Genomic DNA, 18,039 nt, shown 5'->3' with positions numbered 1-18,039 from the left:
ATGAAGACGAGCCAGACCTCTCTCCTGACGGCCGCCGGGCTCCTGGCCCTGGGCGCCGCCGCGGCGTTCCTGGCCGGCCGCTCGTTCCTGAGCATGAGGGCGGCCGAGGCCATCCATCCCGGCCCTGGCCTGACGCGGCAGGCGCTTCTCAGCGACTACTTTCCGGCCCTGGCCGGCACGCCGGGCGACACCGACGTCTATATCTTCGAGGGTCCGGAGGCCGGGGGGACGGTGCTTGTCACGGGCGGCGCCCATCCCAACGAGCCGGCCGGCTTCGTCGCCGCCGTCGTCCTGGTCGAGAACCTGCGCGCGCTCCGGGGCAAGGTCATCGTCATCCCCCGGGCCAACGCCAGCGGCTTCACCTGCAACGATCCCCAGGAGGCCAACCCGCAGAGATTCACGGTCCCGTCGCGGAGCGGGCCGCGGCAGTTCCGCCTTGGTTCGCGGCTGTCCAACCCCGTCCACCAATGGCCGGACCCGACGCTGTACGAGAACCCGGCCGGGCAGATGCTCTCGGCCTCCGAGGTGCGCAACCTCAACCGCTGCTATCCCGGACGGCCGCGGGGCTACCTGACGGAGCGGACAGCCTTCGGGATCATGGAGGTCATCCGCCGGGAGCGGGTCGATCTCGGCGTCGACCTTCACGAGTCGGCGCCCGAGTACCCGGTCATCAACGCCATCGTCTTCCACGACGACAGCGCCGAGCTGGCCGCCCTGGCCCAGATGTCGCTCCAGGCAGAAGGGCTCGAGTTCCGGCTCGAGGCTTCGCCGCAGAAACTGCGGGGCTTGAGCCACCGGGAGTGGGGCGACGCGGCGGGGATCAAGGCCCTCCTGATCGAGACGCCGAATCCCGTTCAGGGCCGGCTGAAGGGACGGACGACCGCCGCCCTGGTCGTCGAGGGCAAGGACAAGGCCTACCTCAGGGCCTCGCGGCTGGGGCGGCTGTTCGTCCCCTATGACGAGAAGGGCATTCCCCTCGACGAGCGGGTGGCCCGTCACCTGGCCGCCATATCGGCCATCCTCCAGAGCCAGGCCGAGATCGACCCGGCGAAGGCGGTCGCGGTCGAGGGCCTGCCCGACCGGGCCAGGGTCCTGGAGGACGGGCTCGGGCCCTTCCTGCGCTAATCGTTGCTGACGAGCTGCATGGTCACGGTCCGCGTCTTGCCTTCCCGCAGGACCGTCAGCGCGACCGAGTCGCCGATCTTGTGAATGTCCAGGGCGGCGAAGAGGTCGTCGAAGGACTTGACCTTGGTCCCGTCGATGCCGGTGATGACGTCCCGGATGAGCAGCCGGCCGAAGCTGTCCCGATAGACGCCGCGCAGCCCGAGATCGTAGGCCCGGCTGGACCGGGCCACCTCGAGGACGACGGCCCCCTCGATCCCGGCCCGCTGGGCCACCTCATCCCGGACGAAGGACACGCCGCCGATGTCCGGCCGGGTGACCCTGCCGGACTCGATGAGCTGGGGCACGATCTTGCGGATGGCGTCCACGGGAACGGCGAAGCCGACCCCGCTCGACGTCCCCGAGGGGCTGGCGATCATCGTGTTCATCCCGATGATCTCGCCGGCCGAATCGAGCAGGGGGCCGCCCGAATTGCCGGGGTTGATCGAGGCGTCGGTCTGGATCATGTCGCGGATCGTGACCCCGCCCGCGCCCGGCATGGCCCGGCCCAGGGCGCTGACGATCCCCGTCGTGACCGTGTGGTCGAAGCCGAAGGGGTTGCCGATGGCGATGACCTTCTGGCCGACCTGGAGGTCCCGCGACGTCCCGATGGCCAGCGGCTCGAGGCCGGTGACCCGCTGGCCGAGCTTAAGCACGGCGATGTCCTTCATCTCGTCGCGGCCGACGAGCGTGGCCTCGACCTGCCTCTGGTCGGGCAGGCTGACCATGTACTTGACGCCGTCATTGATGACGTGGAAGTTCGTGACGATGTGCCCCTGGCCGTCCCAGACGAAGCCCGAGCCGCTGCCCTGAGGCACCAGCTCGTCGGTCGTGAAGAAGAAATCCCGGGCGTACTGGAGGTTGGTGATATAGACGACGGAGTTCTTGGTCCGGCGGACGATGTCGATCGTGTTCCGCTCGTCCTCGGTCAGCCGGGCGTTCGCCGGGGCCTGGCTCGCCTGCTCGCCCCAGGTCGGGCTGCCGGCGGGCACGGCCGCGGCGGCGCCCGCGGCGGGCGTCCCGGGCGACGCTGGCGGCGCGCCGCCGGTCTCCGGACCGGCGGTCGTCGCCCCGGCGGCCGGACGACCGGCTTCGCGGGAGCCCGCATCGGCGCAGGCGAAAAGGGCCAGGCTCAGCGCGACGAGGCCCAGGAAGAACGTTCTTGGAATCCGCGATGTCATGGTGATCTCTCCAGTTGTCACTTGACCTTGACGAAGGGCCTGGTCTCGAGCGGCCTGGCGGCGTCCTCGAAGAAGCGCTTCTGGAGCTCGGCCGTGACCGCGTCCTTCTTGACCGACCGGACCATCTCGACGAGGGCGCCCGCCTCGGCGTCGAAGAGGGCCTTCCCGAACTCGGCGTTGCCGGCGCGGCCGTCGCCGCGGTAGTGGTTGGGCTGTCCGGCGTACCACCAAATGCCCGTGTAGGCGTGCTTGAGCCCGGCCTGGCGCTTCTGGTCCTCGCCGGTCTCGTCCCCGGCCCGGTCGAGCTTGACCAGTCCCGGATGGTGGAACAGGATGACCGAGGTCTCCTCCTCGCCGGCGTGGCCGTCGACCGTCGTTTTGCGCATCTTGTCCAGCCGGGCCTGGGTCGCCTCGTCGTAGGCCGGTTCGAACAGGTAGACGACATAGTCGCGCTGCGTCTCGAGCTGCGATTGGCAGAAGAAGTGGAGGAAGGCGTCGTTGCCGCCGTGGCCGTTGACGAGGATGATCTTCTTGAACCCGTTCCGCGCCAGCTCGTCGCACGTCTTCTGGAGGACGTCCAGCATCATCCGGCTGCCGTAGGCGATCGCGCCGGGCTGGTGGCGGGCCTCGAAGATCTGGCCGACGAAGTAGGGCGGGAAGACGACCGTGAACTCGGCTGCGGCGGCGCGCAGGGCGACCTCGCGGACGTCGATGAGGTCGGTCCCGACCGGCAGGTGGGGACCATGCTTCTCCAGGATGCCGAGCGGCACGAGGCATGTCCCTCCCGACCTGGCCACGGCCCGGACGAAGTCCGGCGCGGTCAGCTCTTCATAGCGGACGGACAGCGCGGCCGCGGCCGGCGGCGCCGCCTGCGGCGCGGCCAGGGCCGGCAGCGCGATCGCGGCGGCCAGGGCCGCGGCCAGGGCGAGGGCGTGTTCTCTCATGGGAAGGACCTCCTCGGTGGAGTGGTCGCTCCCGAACTATAGCCCGGCCCGGGGACCCTGTCAACGGGAGCCGAGAAGGCCCGCATCCCCGGCCTCGCGGGTTTGGCGAAACGAACCGGACGTGGTATATTTTCCTCTGGAGATCGGCGATATGAACATCCAACTGACGAAAGAGCAGCTGGCCTCCCTGGTCAAGCTCCTCTACCTGGGCAACCGCATGGCCAACGACTGGCGGACCGACGACATCATCGAGGAATACGACGAGGTCGAGAGCCTCGTCCTCGAGGCCGCGCAGAAGCACGGCCTGGGGGACTACGTCGAATACGACGAGGAAACCAAGAAGGCCATCCCCTCGGGGGAGCTGGAGGAGAAGATGGCCGAGACCGTCGATTTCTACAACGACAATTCCTTCTGGGACCAGCTCATCTACCGCATGGCCGACCGCGATTATGTCCGCAAGTTCGGCGACCAGTCGCTCGACGAGATCTATACCGAGAGGGGCATGGAGCGGGAGCGGCCGCTCATCGAGAAGTACGAGAAGGAATTCAACGAGAACGGCCTCGACCGCGTCGAGATCCGCCGCGACAACTGAACCGGCTGTTCTTTCCCCGCGCCGTCCTTCCTAACGCTTCGGCTCATCATTGACGGCCGTTCCGCGGCCGCCCGCCCGGGGAGCCGGAGAACCGTCGCCCCTGCGGTCCGCCGACGATCCCTGGCGCCTGGAAATCCGCGAGCCTTGCCGATAGTCGTGGCAATGTGTAATATATCAGGCAGATCAGAAGCAGAGAGGAGGATCTGCCTCATGAAGCGAGGTTCGCCCACAGTCATCGCCGCCCTGCTCGGCCTGATATCCCTGGCGTCCTTCCCGATCCCGGCATCCGCCCAGCAGCCCCAGGCCATGTGCCGGGAGACGCTCGAGGCCTGGGTCCGGGACAGGAGCCTGAACGCGAGATGGAACAGCGATCGCACCGCGGTCATCATGGTCCGGGGCGGCGTCGAATACATATGCACCTGCCCTGACCAGAACAGGCCGCCCGTCTGCAAGCCCGTCGTCTCCGCCGCCAAAGACAAGGGGAAGGCCTCCCCGTCGCAGCCCCGCCCGGCTTCCCCCTCGTCCCGTCCCTCCCGCGCCTCCGCCCCGTCGGACTTCGAGAACGAGAAACAGGAGCTCATCCGCGAGCTCAAGGCCTCCGGCTTCCTCGAGCCCGGCTTCGAGAGCGGGAGGGCGGCGCTCCTGGCGAGCGTCGGCGACCGTCTGCCGGCCGTCCGGGCCGAGGTCGAGGCGGCCGCCGGTGAGCTGGCCGCCGGAGCGCCGGCCACCAAGAACGGGATCCTGCAAGCCATCCAGGGGGGCATCGACGCGCAGGGCGCCGACGCGGCCGCGATCGCCCGGACCCTCAAGGTCAAGGCCGGCAAGGTGCCGCCGCTCGGCAAGAGGTTCGACAACCTCAGGGTCGGCGACGTGCTGCTCTGCCGGCAGCCGGACGATATGGGGTCCCTCGGATTCTACACGTCCGGGTGGATCATCATCGCCGACAAGGCCGTAACGGGGTCCTCCCGCGCCCGGGCCTCCCACACGTTCATGCTCGTCCGCGACGTCAGGGGCGTCAAGCTCTTCCTGGACAACATGCCCGGCCAGGGGACGCGCATCAAGACCGAGGCCCAGGTCACGGCCGAATACGCCAACGTCGGCATGGACGTCGCCCGGCCGCTCTCGCGCTTCGACGCCGACCTGCTCTGGGCGGCAGCCCGGCAGTACGGGATCAAGAGCCAGAAGGAGTTCGCCGCGAGGGCCGGCAACCCGATCGACACCACGGACTACGGGGTCTGGGGCGATGGGGAAAAGGTCTGTTCCGAGACCATGCGCTGGGCCCTGGTGAAGGCCGGCCTGTTCATCCCGGAAACGAGATCGATCCTCAAGAATTTCGTGGGCGATGTCAATTATGGGCCGAGCGACTTTTACGTCGACACGGATCATTTCCTGGTCATGCCGCTCGAGCTGCTGCCGCGCCGGGACGCCAAGTGAGGCAGCGATGATGTCTTCCGGCAGGGATCGGGCCCCAGGATCATACCGGCGAAGGATGCGCAATATGAAAAGAACCGCCCCGGCGCTCGGCGCCGTCTTCGCTCTTGTGTTCGGGATCGCCGTTTCGTTCGGACAGGAGGTGCCGGCCGAGGCCCGGCGGCACTTCGAGGCCGGCGTGGCCGCCGTCGAGGCGGCCGCGTCGCCGGCCGATTATCCGTCGGCTCTCCGGGAGTTCGAGCAGGCCGCGCGGCTCGGGCCGGACTGGCCGGGCGCCTTCCGCGGCCTCGGGATGGTCGAGCGGGCGGCCAAAAAGTATGCCGAGGCGGAGAAGAGCTTCCGGCGTTACCTCGAATTGGCCCCGAACGCCGCCGACGCCGACAAGATCAGGGGACTCCTCGATGAGATGAGCGGCCAACAGGGCCAGGAAGCGGAAGTCCGTAAGATCCTCGAAATGATGGCTTCGGGCCGTTTCCGCAGAAAACAGGTCGGACAGACGGTCCTGAGCGGCCCATCGGATCTCGGTATGGGCCCGCTCGAGTCGTTCCGGATGGTCGCGGGCGAGCTGCAGGCCGAGAATGGATGGGTGCGTTACCCGGACGCCTACCATCCGAAGCAGCATCCTCCGATACCGAGGCAGTGGGAGCCCGTCAAGGTCGACGGCAGGCTCTATTCCTACACGTATTCGCACTATATGGACATGTCGACGAGCTACGTCGTCCGGTACGATTATGACGTGACGGGCGAGGTCGTCTCCCTGGCGCCGCCCAGGCTCAAAGAGACGGTCTATTGGTCCTTCACCTGGGGGGCCCCCATCGAAGGGAACAAGGAGCCGTGGCTCGGCGATTATGATCGGGAAGGCGCCGGAGAATATCTCTACGAGCTCATCGCCGTGGACCCGAAGCCCTCCCTCGGCGATATCGACGCGCGTGCCGACGCCGACGCGTCGATGCCCAAGCCCGTTGACCTCGAGCAGAAGCGGGAGATCGAGAGCCTGATCGCGTCCGGCGGAGATGTCAACGCTCCGGACCGTTCGGGCAAGCCGCCGCTGTTCAAAGCGGTCGAGTCGTCCCAGGCCCAGATCATCGAGCTGCTGCTCGCGCACGGAGCGGACATCAATGCCAGGGATGGGTCCGGTCAAACGCCGCTCTTCGGCCCCGCCGCCCTGGGCGATGCGGAGATCATCGAGCTCCTGGTCGACAAGGGGGCCGATATCAACGCCAAGAACGACACGGGCTGGACGGCCCTGCATCTCGCGAGCGAGAAGGTCGCCGCCCTGATGGTCGCCAAGGGCGCGGATATCAATGCGAGAAACAACATGGGTTGGACGCCCCTTTTCAATGCCGTCCAGTACCGTCCGGATCTGGCCCTGGTCCTAATAGCCAATGGCGCCGACGTCAACGCCGTGGACAAATTCGGCCAAGCCCCGCTCCATATGGCGGTTCGGACCGGCCGAATCGACGTGGTGGAGCTTCTGGTCTCCCGGGGCGCCGACATCAACGCCAAGGACGGCAACGGAGAAACGCCGCTCCAAAGGGCGAAGTCCGCCTATCAGGCCGTCAAACGCGACGCCGACAAGAAGATGATCGACCTCCTGAAAAAACACGGGGCGAAATAAAGCGCCCTTAGATCCCGAGATGACATAAAAAAGGAGTTCCCCTCGATGAAGATATCGACCGCACTTAAGGGGGCTATCGTACTCGCCGCCGGCCTGGCTCTGGCCGGATCTGTCCTTTCAGCCCGGGCCGCCGGGACCGCCTACGAAGGGTTCCGCATCATCAACGAGGACGGGGCCTGTAGCGTCGACAGGACCCAGACCGTCCGTTTCGTCATCGACGGGGACAAGGTCACCGGCTTGGCCGTCCATCTCGGCGACGCCACCAAGGACCTGACCTTCAAGGTCACCAGGGACGTCCCGAAGGACGGGAGCAGCTTCGCCGGCTGGTTCGTCAAGGAGTTCCGCGATCTGGCCGGCTTCGACGGGACGCCGGTGACCTACGAGGCCTACCTGATCGGGGCCTACGCCGGCCTGTCGCCGGCCGTGACGGCGGACTACGGCATGGCCGCGGAGCTCAGGAAGATCGCCGAGGACCTCGGCCTGCCCGTGCCCGAGCGGACGTTCGTGATCTACGGCGCCGAGCGCAGCCCGATCTTCGAGTTCTTCTGCTATCCGGCCGAGCCGAAAAAGGCCCTCTAGCCCGCCCTATTTGACGATCACTTTCTCGGGCCGGACCGGATCGACGCGGCCATCGCCGTCCACGTCGAACAGGATGGGGTTGGTCAGGGCATAGGGATAGGCCGCCTCCGCGGCCGACCCGTCGCCCGAACGCTGCTGGACGACCGGGAAGAGCGAGCCCCGTCCCCGGACCTCGACGGCGATCCAGGCGTCCCGGTCGAGCTTGACCTTCACCCGGTCCCGGAACCGGACGGCCCGGCCGTCCCCGCCTTCGAGCGGCAGGGGATCGCGGCGTGCCCCGTTGACGACCAGGCGGACCTCCGCCACGTCGATCCATGGCGCGGCCTGGACCTCGATGTCGAGCGCGACCCGTCCGCCCCTGGCCCTGAGCCTATCGCCGAGCCGGCCGTGGCCGTTGGCCCGGACCGAGATGATCGGGCCGTTGCTGACGAAGGACCGTCCTTCCTTCAGGCCGCGCACGAGCGCCGCCTGGTCGAGCGAGGCGCCTTTCTGCCCGTCATAGAGGACGTAGGTCCGGGCATAGCCCGTCTCGCCGCCGTCGATGCCGTGCGCGTCGGAGGAGCCGACGGCCCTGATCGGGTAGCCGCGGTCGAGAAGATGGAAGAAATCCTCGATCGATCCCCGGTTGGCGTCGTCGATCCGGCCGCCGTTCATGATCTCCATGACGTCGAATTCCAGGCTGAAGGGGGCCTTGGCTGCGGCCGCCGCCGCGGGATCGAGATCATAGGTGACGAAGTAGCCGAGGCTGCCTAAGCGGGGGTGGTTGGCCTGGACGAGAGCCGCCGGGTCCTTGGCCCGGCTGAGGACGAAGAGCGTCGCCGGCGTCTCGTCCTTGATATCTATCACCCCGCCGCCCGGCTGGCCGGGACGGCGCGTGACCGGATAGACGTTGTAATGGATGCTCCCCGTCTTGGCGGTCACCTCGGTCCCGAGGATCACGGCCAGGTCTCCGGCCAGGCCGAGTCGGGCGAGGTCGGGGCCGTAATCGGAGACGAAGTTGTGGTCGGCCGCGACGGCGACGTCGAGGCCCTCGCCGGCGACGCCCCGCAGGCGCTCGGCGACGCTGACCGAGCCGTCCGAGTTCTGCGTGTGCATGTGGGGGTCGATCGAGACCAGGCCCGCGGTATCGACGGCTTTCTCGAGGACGAAATTCAGGGCCGGATTGTCCCCCTTGAAGATTTCGACGACCCGGGTCTCCCGCGCGTACTCGGGGCCGCGGGACGCGGTCACCAGATAGGTCCCGGCCGGCAGGACGACCGGGACCGGCTTCCTCAGAACGAAGATCGAGTTCTTGGCCGCCTCCCAGTTCCGCCCGGAGGCGACGGGGTCGTCGGGCGCGAAGCAGGGCGAGGGCGTCGGTGCCAGGCCGATGAACGAGACCTTGCCGATGCCCGGCCGGCCCCGCTTGTCCGCGACCGCGACCTCGACCAGGGCGGGCTTCGGCGCCTCGAGGGACGTCGGCCTGGCCTTGGGGTCCCCGCCGACGGCGATCGTCTTTTCGACGACGGCGGGGAAGAGGTTGGCCCGGACGCTGTAGGTCCCCTTCGGCAGGGGCGCCGCGAGCGGGGCGGGCCTGGCCATGAAGGCCCGGTAGAAGACGGCGCCCGAGACGGGCTCCTTGACGATGATCTCGGCCAGGCCTTCGAAGCCCGGGAACTCGAAGGCCGCCGTCTCCGGCCTGACCTGGGCCAGTGCGTAGAGCTTTTTCAGGACCTCGACCGGGTCCCGGCCGGCGACCAGCGAGTATGAGACGCGATGGACCTGGCCCGGCATCAGGCGGCCGGGCAGGAACTGCTTTACCTTTTCGACGGGATTGGGATTGTACCAGCCCAGGGCGTGATCGGGCCGCTGCCAGACCATGAAGTTGAGCCTGGGAAAGGCCTGGGCGCTGTAGGGACTGAAGCTGAGATTCTGTTGGGCGTTGGCGCCGAGCCCGAAGCTGAGCCCCGTGATCTCCGACGGGCCGGCGTTCCTGATCTCGGAAACGATGTCTATCCGGCCCGCCCCGAAGGCGAAGGCGTAACGGGTCCGGACCTCGAGCTTGACGCCGTTCTTTTCGAACGACGACCGGACGACCACGGATTGTCCTTCCGGCCGCGCCGTCGCGGCACCGAAGGACACGGCCTTGCCGTCGATCCGCACCGACGGCGCGCCGATCTGGACCTCGGCCCGCTTCGAAGCCCCTTCGGGAAGGAAGGCAAGAAGGAAGCCGGACACGGCCGGGTAGCCGCAGTTGATTTTGGAAAAGGCGACGCGGGGGGAAACGGCGATCGCCGCGACGAACTTGCCGTCGGAAACGAGGATGTCCCCCGGCCGGGCCGCGCCGGAGATGGCCGCGGGCGCCTCGCCGGCGTCCTTGATGGCCTTGATGGACAGGGCCGCCGCGGGCGCCGCGACGGCCGCGCCCAGAATGATGAGCGTGAGCGCAATGGCCTTTTTCATAATCGAGGGCACCTTTCTTAGGGAATAAAGCGGAAATCATATGGTCGGCGCGAGGGAATGTCAATCCGCGGCGGCCGCGGTCCGGGATCCTCGGCGCCTTGACCGCCGTCGCGGAAGGTGTTTAAATCGAAACGGGTTCGCGAAGGCGGACGTTGTTATAACGAAGCGATAATGGATATGGAGGGAACCTCATGAAAAACCTGTCTCTGACGGCTTCCCTGGCGGCCGTCCTGCTCCTTGTCCCCGTCCTGGTCCGGGGACAGGCCCAGGAGGCGCGGGCGATCAAGCTCAACGAGCCCAACAAGACGCGCGGGCTGCCGGTCATGGAAGCCCTGTCCGTCAGGGCCTCGGTCCGGGATTGGTCCGACAAGGACCTCAATTTGCAGGACCTGTCCGACCTGCTCTGGGCGGCCAACGGCGTCAACCGGCCGGACGGGAAGAGGACGGCCTCTTCGGCCATGAACGCTCAGGACGTAGACATCTATGTCTTCATGAAGGACGGGGCCTATCTATATGACGCCGCCGCCCAGGCCTTGAAACCGGTCCTGGCCGGCGACCACCGGGAGGAGATCATGATGATGAGGCCCGGCGGCCCCGGCCCGAAGCCCGGCCCGAAGCCGGGCGAGAAGCAGCAGGCCCCGCCGCCCGGCGCCAAGCCCGGACCGGGAGGCCCCGGCGGACCCCAAACGCCGGCGCCGGTCCAACTCATCCTCGTCTCGGACATCTCCCGCTTCCGGATGGGGGAGACGTCCCTGAAGCTCGAGTGGGCGGCCATCGACACCGGCCTCGTCTCGCAGAACATCTCCCTTTTCTGCGCGGCGACGGGCCTCGGCACGCGGCCGCGGGCCTCGATCGACAAGGCCAGGATCAAGGAGATCCTCAGGCTGGGCGAGACGCAGTATCCTCTGCTCAACCACCCGGTCGGCTACAAGAAGTGACCCCCGGACCAGCGTTCCCCGGGGAAGGCGGGGACCGAAGGCCCGCTCACTCGTAGTGCAGGGCCAGGATCGGATCGAGGAGCGAGGCCTTGTAGGCCGGATAATAGCCGAAGAAGATCCCGACGATCGCCGAGAAGCCGAAGGCCAGGATGACCGAGGAGGCGGAGATCACGGTCGACCAGCCGGCCAGGGCCGTGATGATCTTCGAGACGGCGACGCCGGCGAGGATCCCGGCGATCCCGCCGATCATCGACAGCGTTAGCGCCTCGGCGATGAACTGCTTGCGGATGGCCCGCGTCTTGGCGCCGACGGCCATGCGGATGCCGATCTCGCGCGTCCGCTCCGTCACCGAGACCAGCATGATGTTCATGATGCCGATCCCGCCCACGAGCAGCGAGACCGAGGCGATGGCGCCGAGCAGGAGGGTCATGACCCGGGACGATTGCTCGGCCGCCTGAAGGAACTGGGTCATGTTCCGGACGGAGAAGTCGTCCTCCTGCCGCGTCCCGATGTGATGGCGCTGCCGGAGGAGAAGGAGGATCTGCTGCTCGGCGGCGGGCATCTGCCCGAGGTCCCGGGCTTCGACCATGATCGTCCGGACCATGCCCGGGAAGCTCGTCCCGAAGACGCGCTTCTGGGCCGTCGTGACGGGGATGAAGGCCGTGTCGTCCTGGTCCTGCCCCACGGCCGATTGGCCCTTGGGGGCCAGGACGCCGACGACCTTGAACGGTATGTTCTTGATCCGGACCACGGCCCCGACGGGGTCCTGGGTCCCGAACAGGTTGTCGACGACCGTCTGGCCGAGCAGGCAGACCTTGCTGGCGCTCCGGATGTCCTGGTCGGTGAAGGGGCGCCCGCTCGAGAGCGGCCAGTTCCTGACCTGCAGCACGTCCGGGGTCGAGCCCTGCACCCCCGTCGACCAGTTGGCGTGGCCGAAGACGACCTGGGCCGCCCCGCCCAGCATCGGCGCGGCGTAAGCGACGGCCGGGCATTCCTTCTTGACCGCTTCCGCGTCGCGCAGGGTCAGGGTCGGCTGCGTCCCGGCGCCCATGCGGGCCCCGCCCGAGGTCGTCGACCCCGGCAGGATGATCAGGAGGTTGCTGCCGACGCTTTGGATCTGCTCGGCGATCCTCCGGCTGGCCCCCGTCCCGACGGCCAGCATGGCGATGACCGCCCCGACGCCGATGATGACGCCGAGCATGGTCAGGGCCGACCTCATCTTGTTCGACTGCAGGGACCGGGCCGCGATCCTGAGCGTCCACAGGAAGTCGATCATCGCGGCGCCTCCCCGGCCCAGGCGGCCTTGGTGCGTTCGTCCCTCGTGCCCTTCGCCGTCTCGTCGCTCCGGATCCGGCCGTCCCGGAAGCGGATGATCCGGCCGGCGAAGGCGGCGATGTCCGGCTCGTGGGTCACGACGATGAGCGTGATCCGCGAGTTCTCGTTCAGACGGGCCAGGAGATCCATGATCTCGACGCTCGTCCGGGTGTCGAGGTTCCCGGTGGGCTCGTCCGCCAGGACGATCGGGGCGCCCTTGACCAGGGCCCGGGCGATGGCCACGCGCTGCTGCTCGCCGCCCGAGAGCTGGTTCGGGTGGTGGGATTCCCGCCCGGCCAGCCCGACGTCCCGCAGGGCGGCCGCGGCCTTGGGGCCGCGCTGGCGCGGCGGGACGCCGTCGTAGAGCATGGGCAGCTCGACGTTCTCGATCGCCGTGGCCCGCGGCAGGAGATTGAACCCCTGGAAAACGAAGCCGATCTTGCGGTTCCGGATGTCGGCCCGCTCGTCGCGGCCGAGGGCGCTGACGTCCAGGCCGTCCAGGAGATAGGCGCCGCTCGTCGGCTTGTCCAGGCAGCCCAGGAGGTTCATGAACGTCGATTTCCCCGACCCGGACGGCCCCATGATGGCCACGAACTCGGACCGCTCGACCGACACGGTCACGCCGTCCAGGGCCCGAACCTGGACATCGCCGACATCGTAGATCTTGACGATGTCCCGGACCTCGATCAGCGCCATCTCAGAACATCCTGAAACCCGGAGTCGCCTGGCTCGTCTTGGCCGCCGATCCGGTGATCACGGGCTGGCCCTCCTTGAGATCGCCGGCGACGAGCTCGGTGAACGTCCCGTCGCTCGACCCGATCCTGACCGGCACGCGCTTGGGCTGGCCGTTCTCCTCGACCCAGACCGCCGAACCCCGGGCGGCGGCGGCCGCCGCCTGGCCCTTGGCCGCGGGCTTGAACCTCAGCGCGGTGTTGGGAACCCGCAGGACGTTCTTGGCCCGCGACGTGATGATCGAGACGTCGGCGGTCATGCCTGGCTTGAGCTTCAGGTCCCGGTTGTCGACCGTCACGACGACGTCGTAGGTGACGACGTTCTGGACCGTGACGGCGGCGTTGCGGACCTGGAAGACCCAGCCCTTGAACGTTTCGTCGGGATAGGCGTCGACGGCGAACTCGACGTCCTGGCCGACCTTGACCGTGCTGATGTCGGCCTCGTCCACCGTCGTGTCGATCTGCATCTTGGTCAGGTCCGCGGCGATGACGAAGAGGGTCGGGGTCTGGAAGCTCGCCGCTACGGTCTGGCCGACATCGACGCTCCGGGAGATGACGACGCCGTCGACCGGGGAGAGGATCTTCGTGTAGTAGAGGTTCGTCCCGGCCAGCCGGAGGGCGGCCGAGGTCTGGTCGACCTGGGTCTGGGCGGCCAGGGTCGAGGCATGGGCCGTCAGGTAGGCCGTTTCCGCCGCGTCCATCTGGCTCCTGGCCGCCAGGTCGCGCCCGAAGAGGTTCTTATAGCGGTCCCAGGTGCGCCTGGCGTCGGTTTCCGTGGCCTGCGCTTTTTCGAGGTTGGCCCTGGCGTTGGCCAGGTTCGCCCGGGCCTGGTCGACCTGGGCCTGGAAAAGGGACGGGTCGATCAGGGCGATGACCTGCCCCTTCGTGACCGGGGAGTTGAAGTCCGCGAAGAGCGTCGTGACCCGGCCCGAGACCTGGGTCCCGACATTGACGCTGGTGACGGCGTTGACCGTCCCCGCCGCCGTGACGGCGGTGGTGATGTCGCCGCGCGTGACGTTCTCCGTCACCAGCTTCTCCCCGTTGCCCTTGCAGGCGGCGGACCAGGCGGCCGCCAGAACCAGGGCCCCGGCGATCGTCATCCTTGAAGCTTGTTTGTTCATCTCAGCCCCATGGCCAGCTCGAGGCTGGCGCGGTAAACCTTGCAGTCGGCAAGGGCCTGGATATAGGCGGTTTTCGCGCTGATCAGCGCGGCGCTCGCGTCGGCGACCTGGATCGGGTCTCCGACGCCCTCCTTGTAGCTTCCGCTGGCGATATCGTAGTTCTCCTGTGCGGCGGTCACGTTGAGCTCGGCCACGGGGACCACCTCCTCGGCCTGCTTGAGATCGAGATAGGCCTTCTGGACCGCCAGATAGACGGCTTGGCGCCCGGCCTCCTCGCCGGCCCGGAGGACCTCGATGTTCGCCCGGGCCTCGTCGACCTGGGCCTTCGTCTGGAAGCCGCTGAAGAGCGAGAGCCCCAGGTTCAGGGACAGGCTCCAGCCGCGCGAGAGCGGAAAGGCGTTGCCGGAGTAATCGTAGGACGCCGCGCCGCTCAGGGCCGGGAAGAACCCCGCCCGGACCCGGGCGACGGCCTTCTCGGCTGCCTCGCGCCGGGTGGCCAGGGCGGCCAGGTCGGGCCTGTTCTTGTAGGCCTGGGCCAGCGCCTCCTCGAGGGTCAGGCCGTAGGCCGCGAAGGCGAGATCGCCCTCGACGCCGTAATCGATATGGCCGGTGAGGCCCATGGCGCCGTTCAGCGCCGCCAGGGCCAGCCGGACGGCGTTCCGGGCATTGATCAGGCTGACCCTGGCGTTCCCGAGATCCACGGAGGCCTTGGTGACGTCGTATTTCGGCTGCAGCCCGACCTCGAAGAGGCCCCGGGCCTGCTCGAGGCGGAGCTCGTATTGCCTGACCGCCTCCTCCGCGACGTCCCTGTTCCGCTCGGCCTGGAGGACCCCGTAGAAGCTCTGCTTGACGTCGAAGACGGCCTGCTGGGAAGCGGTCTCGACGTCCGCGAGCGCGGCGCTGTAGCTCAGCTTGTCGATGCGCACCTGGCCCGAGGTCCTCCCGAAATCGTAGATGTTCTGGCTGAGCGTGAGGCCCGTCGAATAGGAATTATAGGTCACCGCGTCCGTCTGGATGCCGAGCGAGGTCCTGGGCCCGACCGAGGCCCGGCCGATCGAGGCGGACCAGCCGACCTGGGGATAAAAGGCCGACTCGGCCTCGCGAACGACGTTGCGATCCACTTCGGCCGCGGCCCGGGCGGCCAGGATCGCGGGCAGGCGCTCCAGGGCGATCTGGACGCACCGGTCCAGGCTTAGCTTCTCGCCGTGACGGACGATGTCCTGGGCAGTTGCGGCCTGGAACGACAGGAGGACGAGCGCCGCGGCCAAGCCGGCGGCCGCGCCCGCGGACAAGCTCCATTTCCGCTTTGGGGATCGGATCTTGCACCTCCCTTTCATCAAGACTCATTTCAAGAAGCATGCCAAACCCCGCCTTCCCGCTCTCCCCCCGATGCGAGGCCTCTCCGGCAGGCGCATGCCCGTCCAAGGGCAGGATGCATTCAGCGCCACAGGAAGGCGTCCTGAAAAAGAGGATGGCCGCACGTTGACACCCCAGGTCCATTTCGGTTACCTTACCCTCCCCTCCAGGCGACGGGCCTTGACGCCGTCCCTGCGGACGTCGCGCATCAGGCCGTATCGCCCGGCTGGGAAAGCAGAGATTCGCCCGAATCCAAGGAGGAGCCATGACCGCCCGCAAGATCTACTGGACGGAAACCGACGAAGCGCCGTACCTGGCCACCTATTCGCTTTTTCCGATCATCCGGGGATTCACCAAGGGGACGGGGATCGAGGTCGAAAAGAGCGACATCTCGCTCGCCGGCCGCATCATCGCCAACTTCCCCGACTGCCTGACCGAGGCCCAGCGCCTGCCCGACAACCTGGCCTTCCTGGGCGAGCTGGCCCTGAAGCCCGAGGCCAACATCATCAAGCTGCCGAACATCAGCGCTTCGCTGCCCCAGTTGCTGGAGGCCGTCGCCGAGCTCCAGTCGCAGGGCTACAAGGTTCCCGACTATCCCGAGATCCCCAAGACCGAGGCTGAGAAGGAGATCCAGGCCCGCTACGCCAAGGTCCTGGGCAGCGCCGTCAACCCGGTCCTGCGCCAGGGGAACTCCGACCGGAGGGCCCCCGTTTCGGTCAAAAAGTATGCCCAGAAGAACCCCGCGAAGATGCTCCCCCTCGGCCCCTGGACCCAGGAGTCCAAGGCCCACGTCGCCCACATGACCGGCGGCGACTTCTACGGCAACGAGAAGTCCGTGACCGTGGGCCAGGGCGTCGGTTTCCGGATCGAGATCCAGGGCCGTGACGGCGGGGTCAAGGTCCTCAAGGACGAACTGACCGCGCTCGACGGCGAGATCCTGTCCGGGACCTTCATGAGCAAGAAAGCCCTGCGGGCCTTCTACGCCTCCCAGATCGAGGACGCCAGGGCCGGGGGCCTGCTGCTGTCGCTCCACCTCAAGGCGACCATGATGAAGGTTTCCGATCCCATCCTCTTCGGCCACGCCGTTTCGGTCTTCTTCGAGCCGGCCCTGACCAAGCACGCCGCTGCGCTCAGGGAGTGCGGCTTCAATCCCAACAACGGCCTCGGCGACCTCTACGCCAAGATCAAGGCCCTGCCCGAGGCCAAGCAGGCCGAGATCGAGGCCGACATCAAGGCCGTCTATGCCGCGCGGCCCCCGCTGGCCATGGTCGATTCCGACCACGGGATCACCAACCTGCACGTCCCGAGCGACGTCATCGTCGACGCCTCCATGCCGGTCGTCGTCCGCGAGTCGGGGCGGATGTGGGGCCCGGACGGGAAGCTCCATGAGACCAAGGCCATGATCCCGGACCGCTGCTACTCGACGATCTACAAGACGATCATCGAGGACTGCCGGCAGCACGGCGCTTTCGACCGGGCCTCCATGGGCAGCGTCCCGAACGTCGGGCTGATGGCGCAACAGGCCGAGGAATACGGCTCCCACCCGACGACCTTCGAGATCCCCTTCGACGGCACGGTCCGGGTGGTCGCCGCCGGCGGCCGGGTCCTCATGGAGCACGCGGTCGAAGCCGGCGACGTCTGGCGCCTGTCCCGGGCCAAGGACATCCCGATCCGGGACTGGGTCGGGCTGGCGGTCAAAAGGGCCAGGGCGACCGGCGCCCCGGCGGTCTTCTGGCTGGACCGCGGCCGGGCCCACGACGTCCAGGTCATCGCCAAGGTCGAGGAGTATCTCAAGGGCCACGATACGACGGGGCTGACGATCAAGATCATGCCGCCTGTCGAGGCCATGAAGTACTCCCTCGAGCGCATCCGCAAGGGCCAGGACACCATCTCGGTCACCGGGAACGTCCTGCGCGACTACCTGACCGATCTCTTCCCGATCCTCGAGATCGGCGCCAGCGCCTACATGCTGTCGATCGTGCCCCTGCTGGCCAGCGGCGGGCTTTTCGAGACGGGCGCTGGCGGCTCGGCGCCGAAGCACGTCCAGCAGTTCAAGAAGGAGAATTACCTGCGCTGGGACTCGCTCGGGGAGTTCTCGGCCTTTGCCGCCTCGCTCGAGTACCTGGCCGGCGCGTTCAAGAACGACAAGGCCAAGGTCCTGGCCGAGGCCCTCGACGCGGCCATCGGCAAGTTCCTGGACAACGGCAAGTCGCCGGCCCGCAAGGTCGGCCAGATCGACAACCGGGGCAGCCACTTCTACCTGGCCCTCTACTGGGCCGAGGCCCTGGCCGCCCAGGACAAGGACCAGGAGCTCAGGGCCCGGTTCGCGCCGGTGGCCAGGGCCCTGGGAGAGAAGGCGGCCGAGATCGACGCCGGCCTGATCGCGGTCCAGGGCAAGCCTGTCGACATGGGCGGCTACTACCACCCGGACCAAGAAAAGCTCGCGGCGGCCATGCGGCCGTGCGCGGCGTTGAACGCGATCATCGACGCGCTCTAAGACACGGCGTTTTCGCCGGACGTCTGCCGTCGGGGGATAATGGGGACGTTTCTGTTTTTCCCAAAACCCCGATCCGGAAAAAATGGAAACGTCCCCATTTTCCCGGCTCGAAAATATCCCTAAATCGGGAGAAG

The 18,039-nt window shown here is 67.6% G+C and carries 14 protein-coding genes; 7 read left to right on the top strand and 7 right to left on the bottom strand.

Annotated elements, in window-relative coordinates:
• Window positions 1-1,125, top strand: coding sequence for a succinylglutamate desuccinylase/aspartoacylase family protein (locus ABFD52_08425; GenBank protein ID MEN6560783.1), 1,125 nt, complete (start codon window positions 1-3; stop codon window positions 1,123-1,125).
• Here ABFD52_08425 and ABFD52_08420 read toward each other — a convergent pair.
• Complete coding sequence (locus ABFD52_08420) at window positions 1,122-2,342, bottom strand: trypsin-like peptidase domain-containing protein (protein ID MEN6560782.1); 1,221 nt, start codon at window positions 2,340-2,342, stop codon at window positions 1,122-1,124. The two genes, ABFD52_08425 and ABFD52_08420, sit on opposite strands and share 4 nt — an antisense overlap.
• Window positions 2,343-2,359: 17 nt before the next feature.
• Window positions 2,360-3,286 (bottom strand): creatininase family protein, encoded by a 927-nt coding sequence (locus ABFD52_08415; protein MEN6560781.1) that lies wholly within the window; start codon window positions 3,284-3,286, stop codon window positions 2,360-2,362.
• A 151-nt stretch (window positions 3,287-3,437) separates the two neighbouring features.
• Here ABFD52_08415 and ABFD52_08410 point away from each other — a divergent pair, with 151 nt between their 5' ends.
• The 4 genes from ABFD52_08410 to ABFD52_08395 all read left to right on the top strand — a co-directional run bounded on the left by ABFD52_08410 (window position 3,438) and on the right by ABFD52_08395 (window position 7,506).
• A complete protein-coding gene (locus tag ABFD52_08410) occupies window positions 3,438-3,878 on the top strand; it encodes a hypothetical protein (GenBank protein ID MEN6560780.1) in 441 nt (146 codons plus the stop codon).
• Window positions 3,879-4,088: 210 nt separating this feature from the next.
• On the top strand, window positions 4,089-5,312 hold the full coding sequence (locus tag ABFD52_08405; GenBank protein ID MEN6560779.1) for a hypothetical protein: 1,224 nt from the start codon (window positions 4,089-4,091) through the stop codon (window positions 5,310-5,312).
• A 64-nt stretch (window positions 5,313-5,376) separates the two neighbouring features.
• A complete protein-coding gene (locus ABFD52_08400) occupies window positions 5,377-6,927 on the top strand; it encodes an ankyrin repeat domain-containing protein (GenBank protein MEN6560778.1) in 1,551 nt (516 codons plus the stop codon).
• A 45-nt stretch (window positions 6,928-6,972) separates the two neighbouring features.
• On the top strand, window positions 6,973-7,506 hold the full coding sequence (locus ABFD52_08395) for a hypothetical protein (GenBank protein MEN6560777.1): 534 nt from the start codon (window positions 6,973-6,975) through the stop codon (window positions 7,504-7,506).
• Window positions 7,507-7,512: 6 nt separating this feature from the next.
• Here the strand turns inward: ABFD52_08395 and ABFD52_08390 are convergent, their stop codons facing one another.
• Complete coding sequence (locus ABFD52_08390) at window positions 7,513-9,948, bottom strand: CehA/McbA family metallohydrolase (GenBank protein MEN6560776.1); 2,436 nt, start codon at window positions 9,946-9,948, stop codon at window positions 7,513-7,515.
• A 191-nt stretch (window positions 9,949-10,139) separates the two neighbouring features.
• Between ABFD52_08390 and ABFD52_08385 the strand changes: the two genes are divergently transcribed.
• A complete protein-coding gene (locus tag ABFD52_08385) occupies window positions 10,140-10,886 on the top strand; it encodes a SagB/ThcOx family dehydrogenase (protein MEN6560775.1) in 747 nt (248 codons plus the stop codon).
• Between the two features lie 46 nt (window positions 10,887-10,932).
• Here ABFD52_08385 and ABFD52_08380 read toward each other — a convergent pair whose 3' ends face one another.
• Genes ABFD52_08380 through ABFD52_08365 form a run of 4 tightly spaced genes read right to left on the bottom strand, consistent with a single transcriptional unit; the run spans window position 10,933 to window position 15,344 of the window.
• Window positions 10,933-12,162 carry an ABC transporter permease gene (locus tag ABFD52_08380; protein ID MEN6560774.1) on the bottom strand — a complete coding sequence of 410 codons (1,230 nt, stop codon included), beginning with the start codon at window positions 12,160-12,162 and terminating at the stop codon, window positions 10,933-10,935.
• Entirely contained in the window at window positions 12,159-12,896 is a 738-nt protein-coding gene (locus ABFD52_08375; GenBank protein ID MEN6560773.1) for an ABC transporter ATP-binding protein, read from the bottom strand. Before ABFD52_08375 ends, ABFD52_08380 begins: the two co-directional genes overlap by 4 nt.
• Window position 12,897: 1 nt before the next feature.
• Window positions 12,898-14,052: an efflux RND transporter periplasmic adaptor subunit gene (locus tag ABFD52_08370; GenBank protein ID MEN6560772.1), complete on the bottom strand. Its 1,155-nt coding sequence runs from the start codon at window positions 14,050-14,052 to the stop codon at window positions 12,898-12,900.
• Entirely contained in the window at window positions 14,049-15,344 is a 1,296-nt protein-coding gene (locus tag ABFD52_08365; protein MEN6560771.1) for a TolC family protein, read from the bottom strand. The genes ABFD52_08370 and ABFD52_08365 overlap by 4 nt, the downstream gene beginning before the upstream one ends.
• Before the next feature lie 329 nt (window positions 15,345-15,673).
• On the opposite strand from ABFD52_08365, the gene ABFD52_08360 reads away from it, so the two are divergent.
• Window positions 15,674-17,905, top strand: coding sequence for an NADP-dependent isocitrate dehydrogenase (locus ABFD52_08360; GenBank protein MEN6560770.1), 2,232 nt, complete (start codon window positions 15,674-15,676; stop codon window positions 17,903-17,905).
• Window positions 17,906-18,039 lie beyond the last annotated feature (134 nt).

This window comes from Acidobacteriota bacterium (assembly GCA_039683095.1).
Classification (GTDB): Bacteria; Acidobacteriota; Aminicenantia; order Aminicenantales; family Saccharicenantaceae; genus RBG-16-66-30.
Note: the sequence above shows the minus strand (reverse complement) of the source record. Positions and strands in the feature narration are given on the sequence as shown.

Excerpts from the sequence above, each read along its gene's own strand:
- ABFD52_08425 (MEN6560783.1), top strand. The coding sequence starts at position 1 with ATGAAGACGAGCCAGACCTCTCTCCTGACGGCCGCCGGGCTCCTGGCC.
- ABFD52_08420 (MEN6560782.1), bottom strand. The coding sequence starts at position 2,342 with ATGACATCGCGGATTCCAAGAACGTTCTTCCTGGGCCTCGTCGCGCTG.
- ABFD52_08415 (MEN6560781.1), bottom strand. The coding sequence starts at position 3,286 with ATGAGAGAACACGCCCTCGCCCTGGCCGCGGCCCTGGCCGCCGCGATC.
- ABFD52_08410 (MEN6560780.1), top strand. The coding sequence starts at position 3,438 with ATGAACATCCAACTGACGAAAGAGCAGCTGGCCTCCCTGGTCAAGCTC.
- ABFD52_08405 (MEN6560779.1), top strand. The coding sequence starts at position 4,089 with ATGAAGCGAGGTTCGCCCACAGTCATCGCCGCCCTGCTCGGCCTGATA.
- ABFD52_08400 (MEN6560778.1), top strand. The coding sequence starts at position 5,377 with ATGAAAAGAACCGCCCCGGCGCTCGGCGCCGTCTTCGCTCTTGTGTTC.
- ABFD52_08395 (MEN6560777.1), top strand. The coding sequence starts at position 6,973 with ATGAAGATATCGACCGCACTTAAGGGGGCTATCGTACTCGCCGCCGGC.
- ABFD52_08390 (MEN6560776.1), bottom strand. The coding sequence starts at position 9,948 with ATGAAAAAGGCCATTGCGCTCACGCTCATCATTCTGGGCGCGGCCGTC.
- ABFD52_08385 (MEN6560775.1), top strand. The coding sequence starts at position 10,140 with ATGAAAAACCTGTCTCTGACGGCTTCCCTGGCGGCCGTCCTGCTCCTT.
- ABFD52_08380 (MEN6560774.1), bottom strand. The coding sequence starts at position 12,162 with ATGATCGACTTCCTGTGGACGCTCAGGATCGCGGCCCGGTCCCTGCAG.
- ABFD52_08375 (MEN6560773.1), bottom strand. The coding sequence starts at position 12,896 with ATGGCGCTGATCGAGGTCCGGGACATCGTCAAGATCTACGATGTCGGC.
- ABFD52_08370 (MEN6560772.1), bottom strand. The coding sequence starts at position 14,052 with ATGAACAAACAAGCTTCAAGGATGACGATCGCCGGGGCCCTGGTTCTG.
- ABFD52_08360 (MEN6560770.1), top strand. The coding sequence starts at position 15,674 with ATGACCGCCCGCAAGATCTACTGGACGGAAACCGACGAAGCGCCGTAC.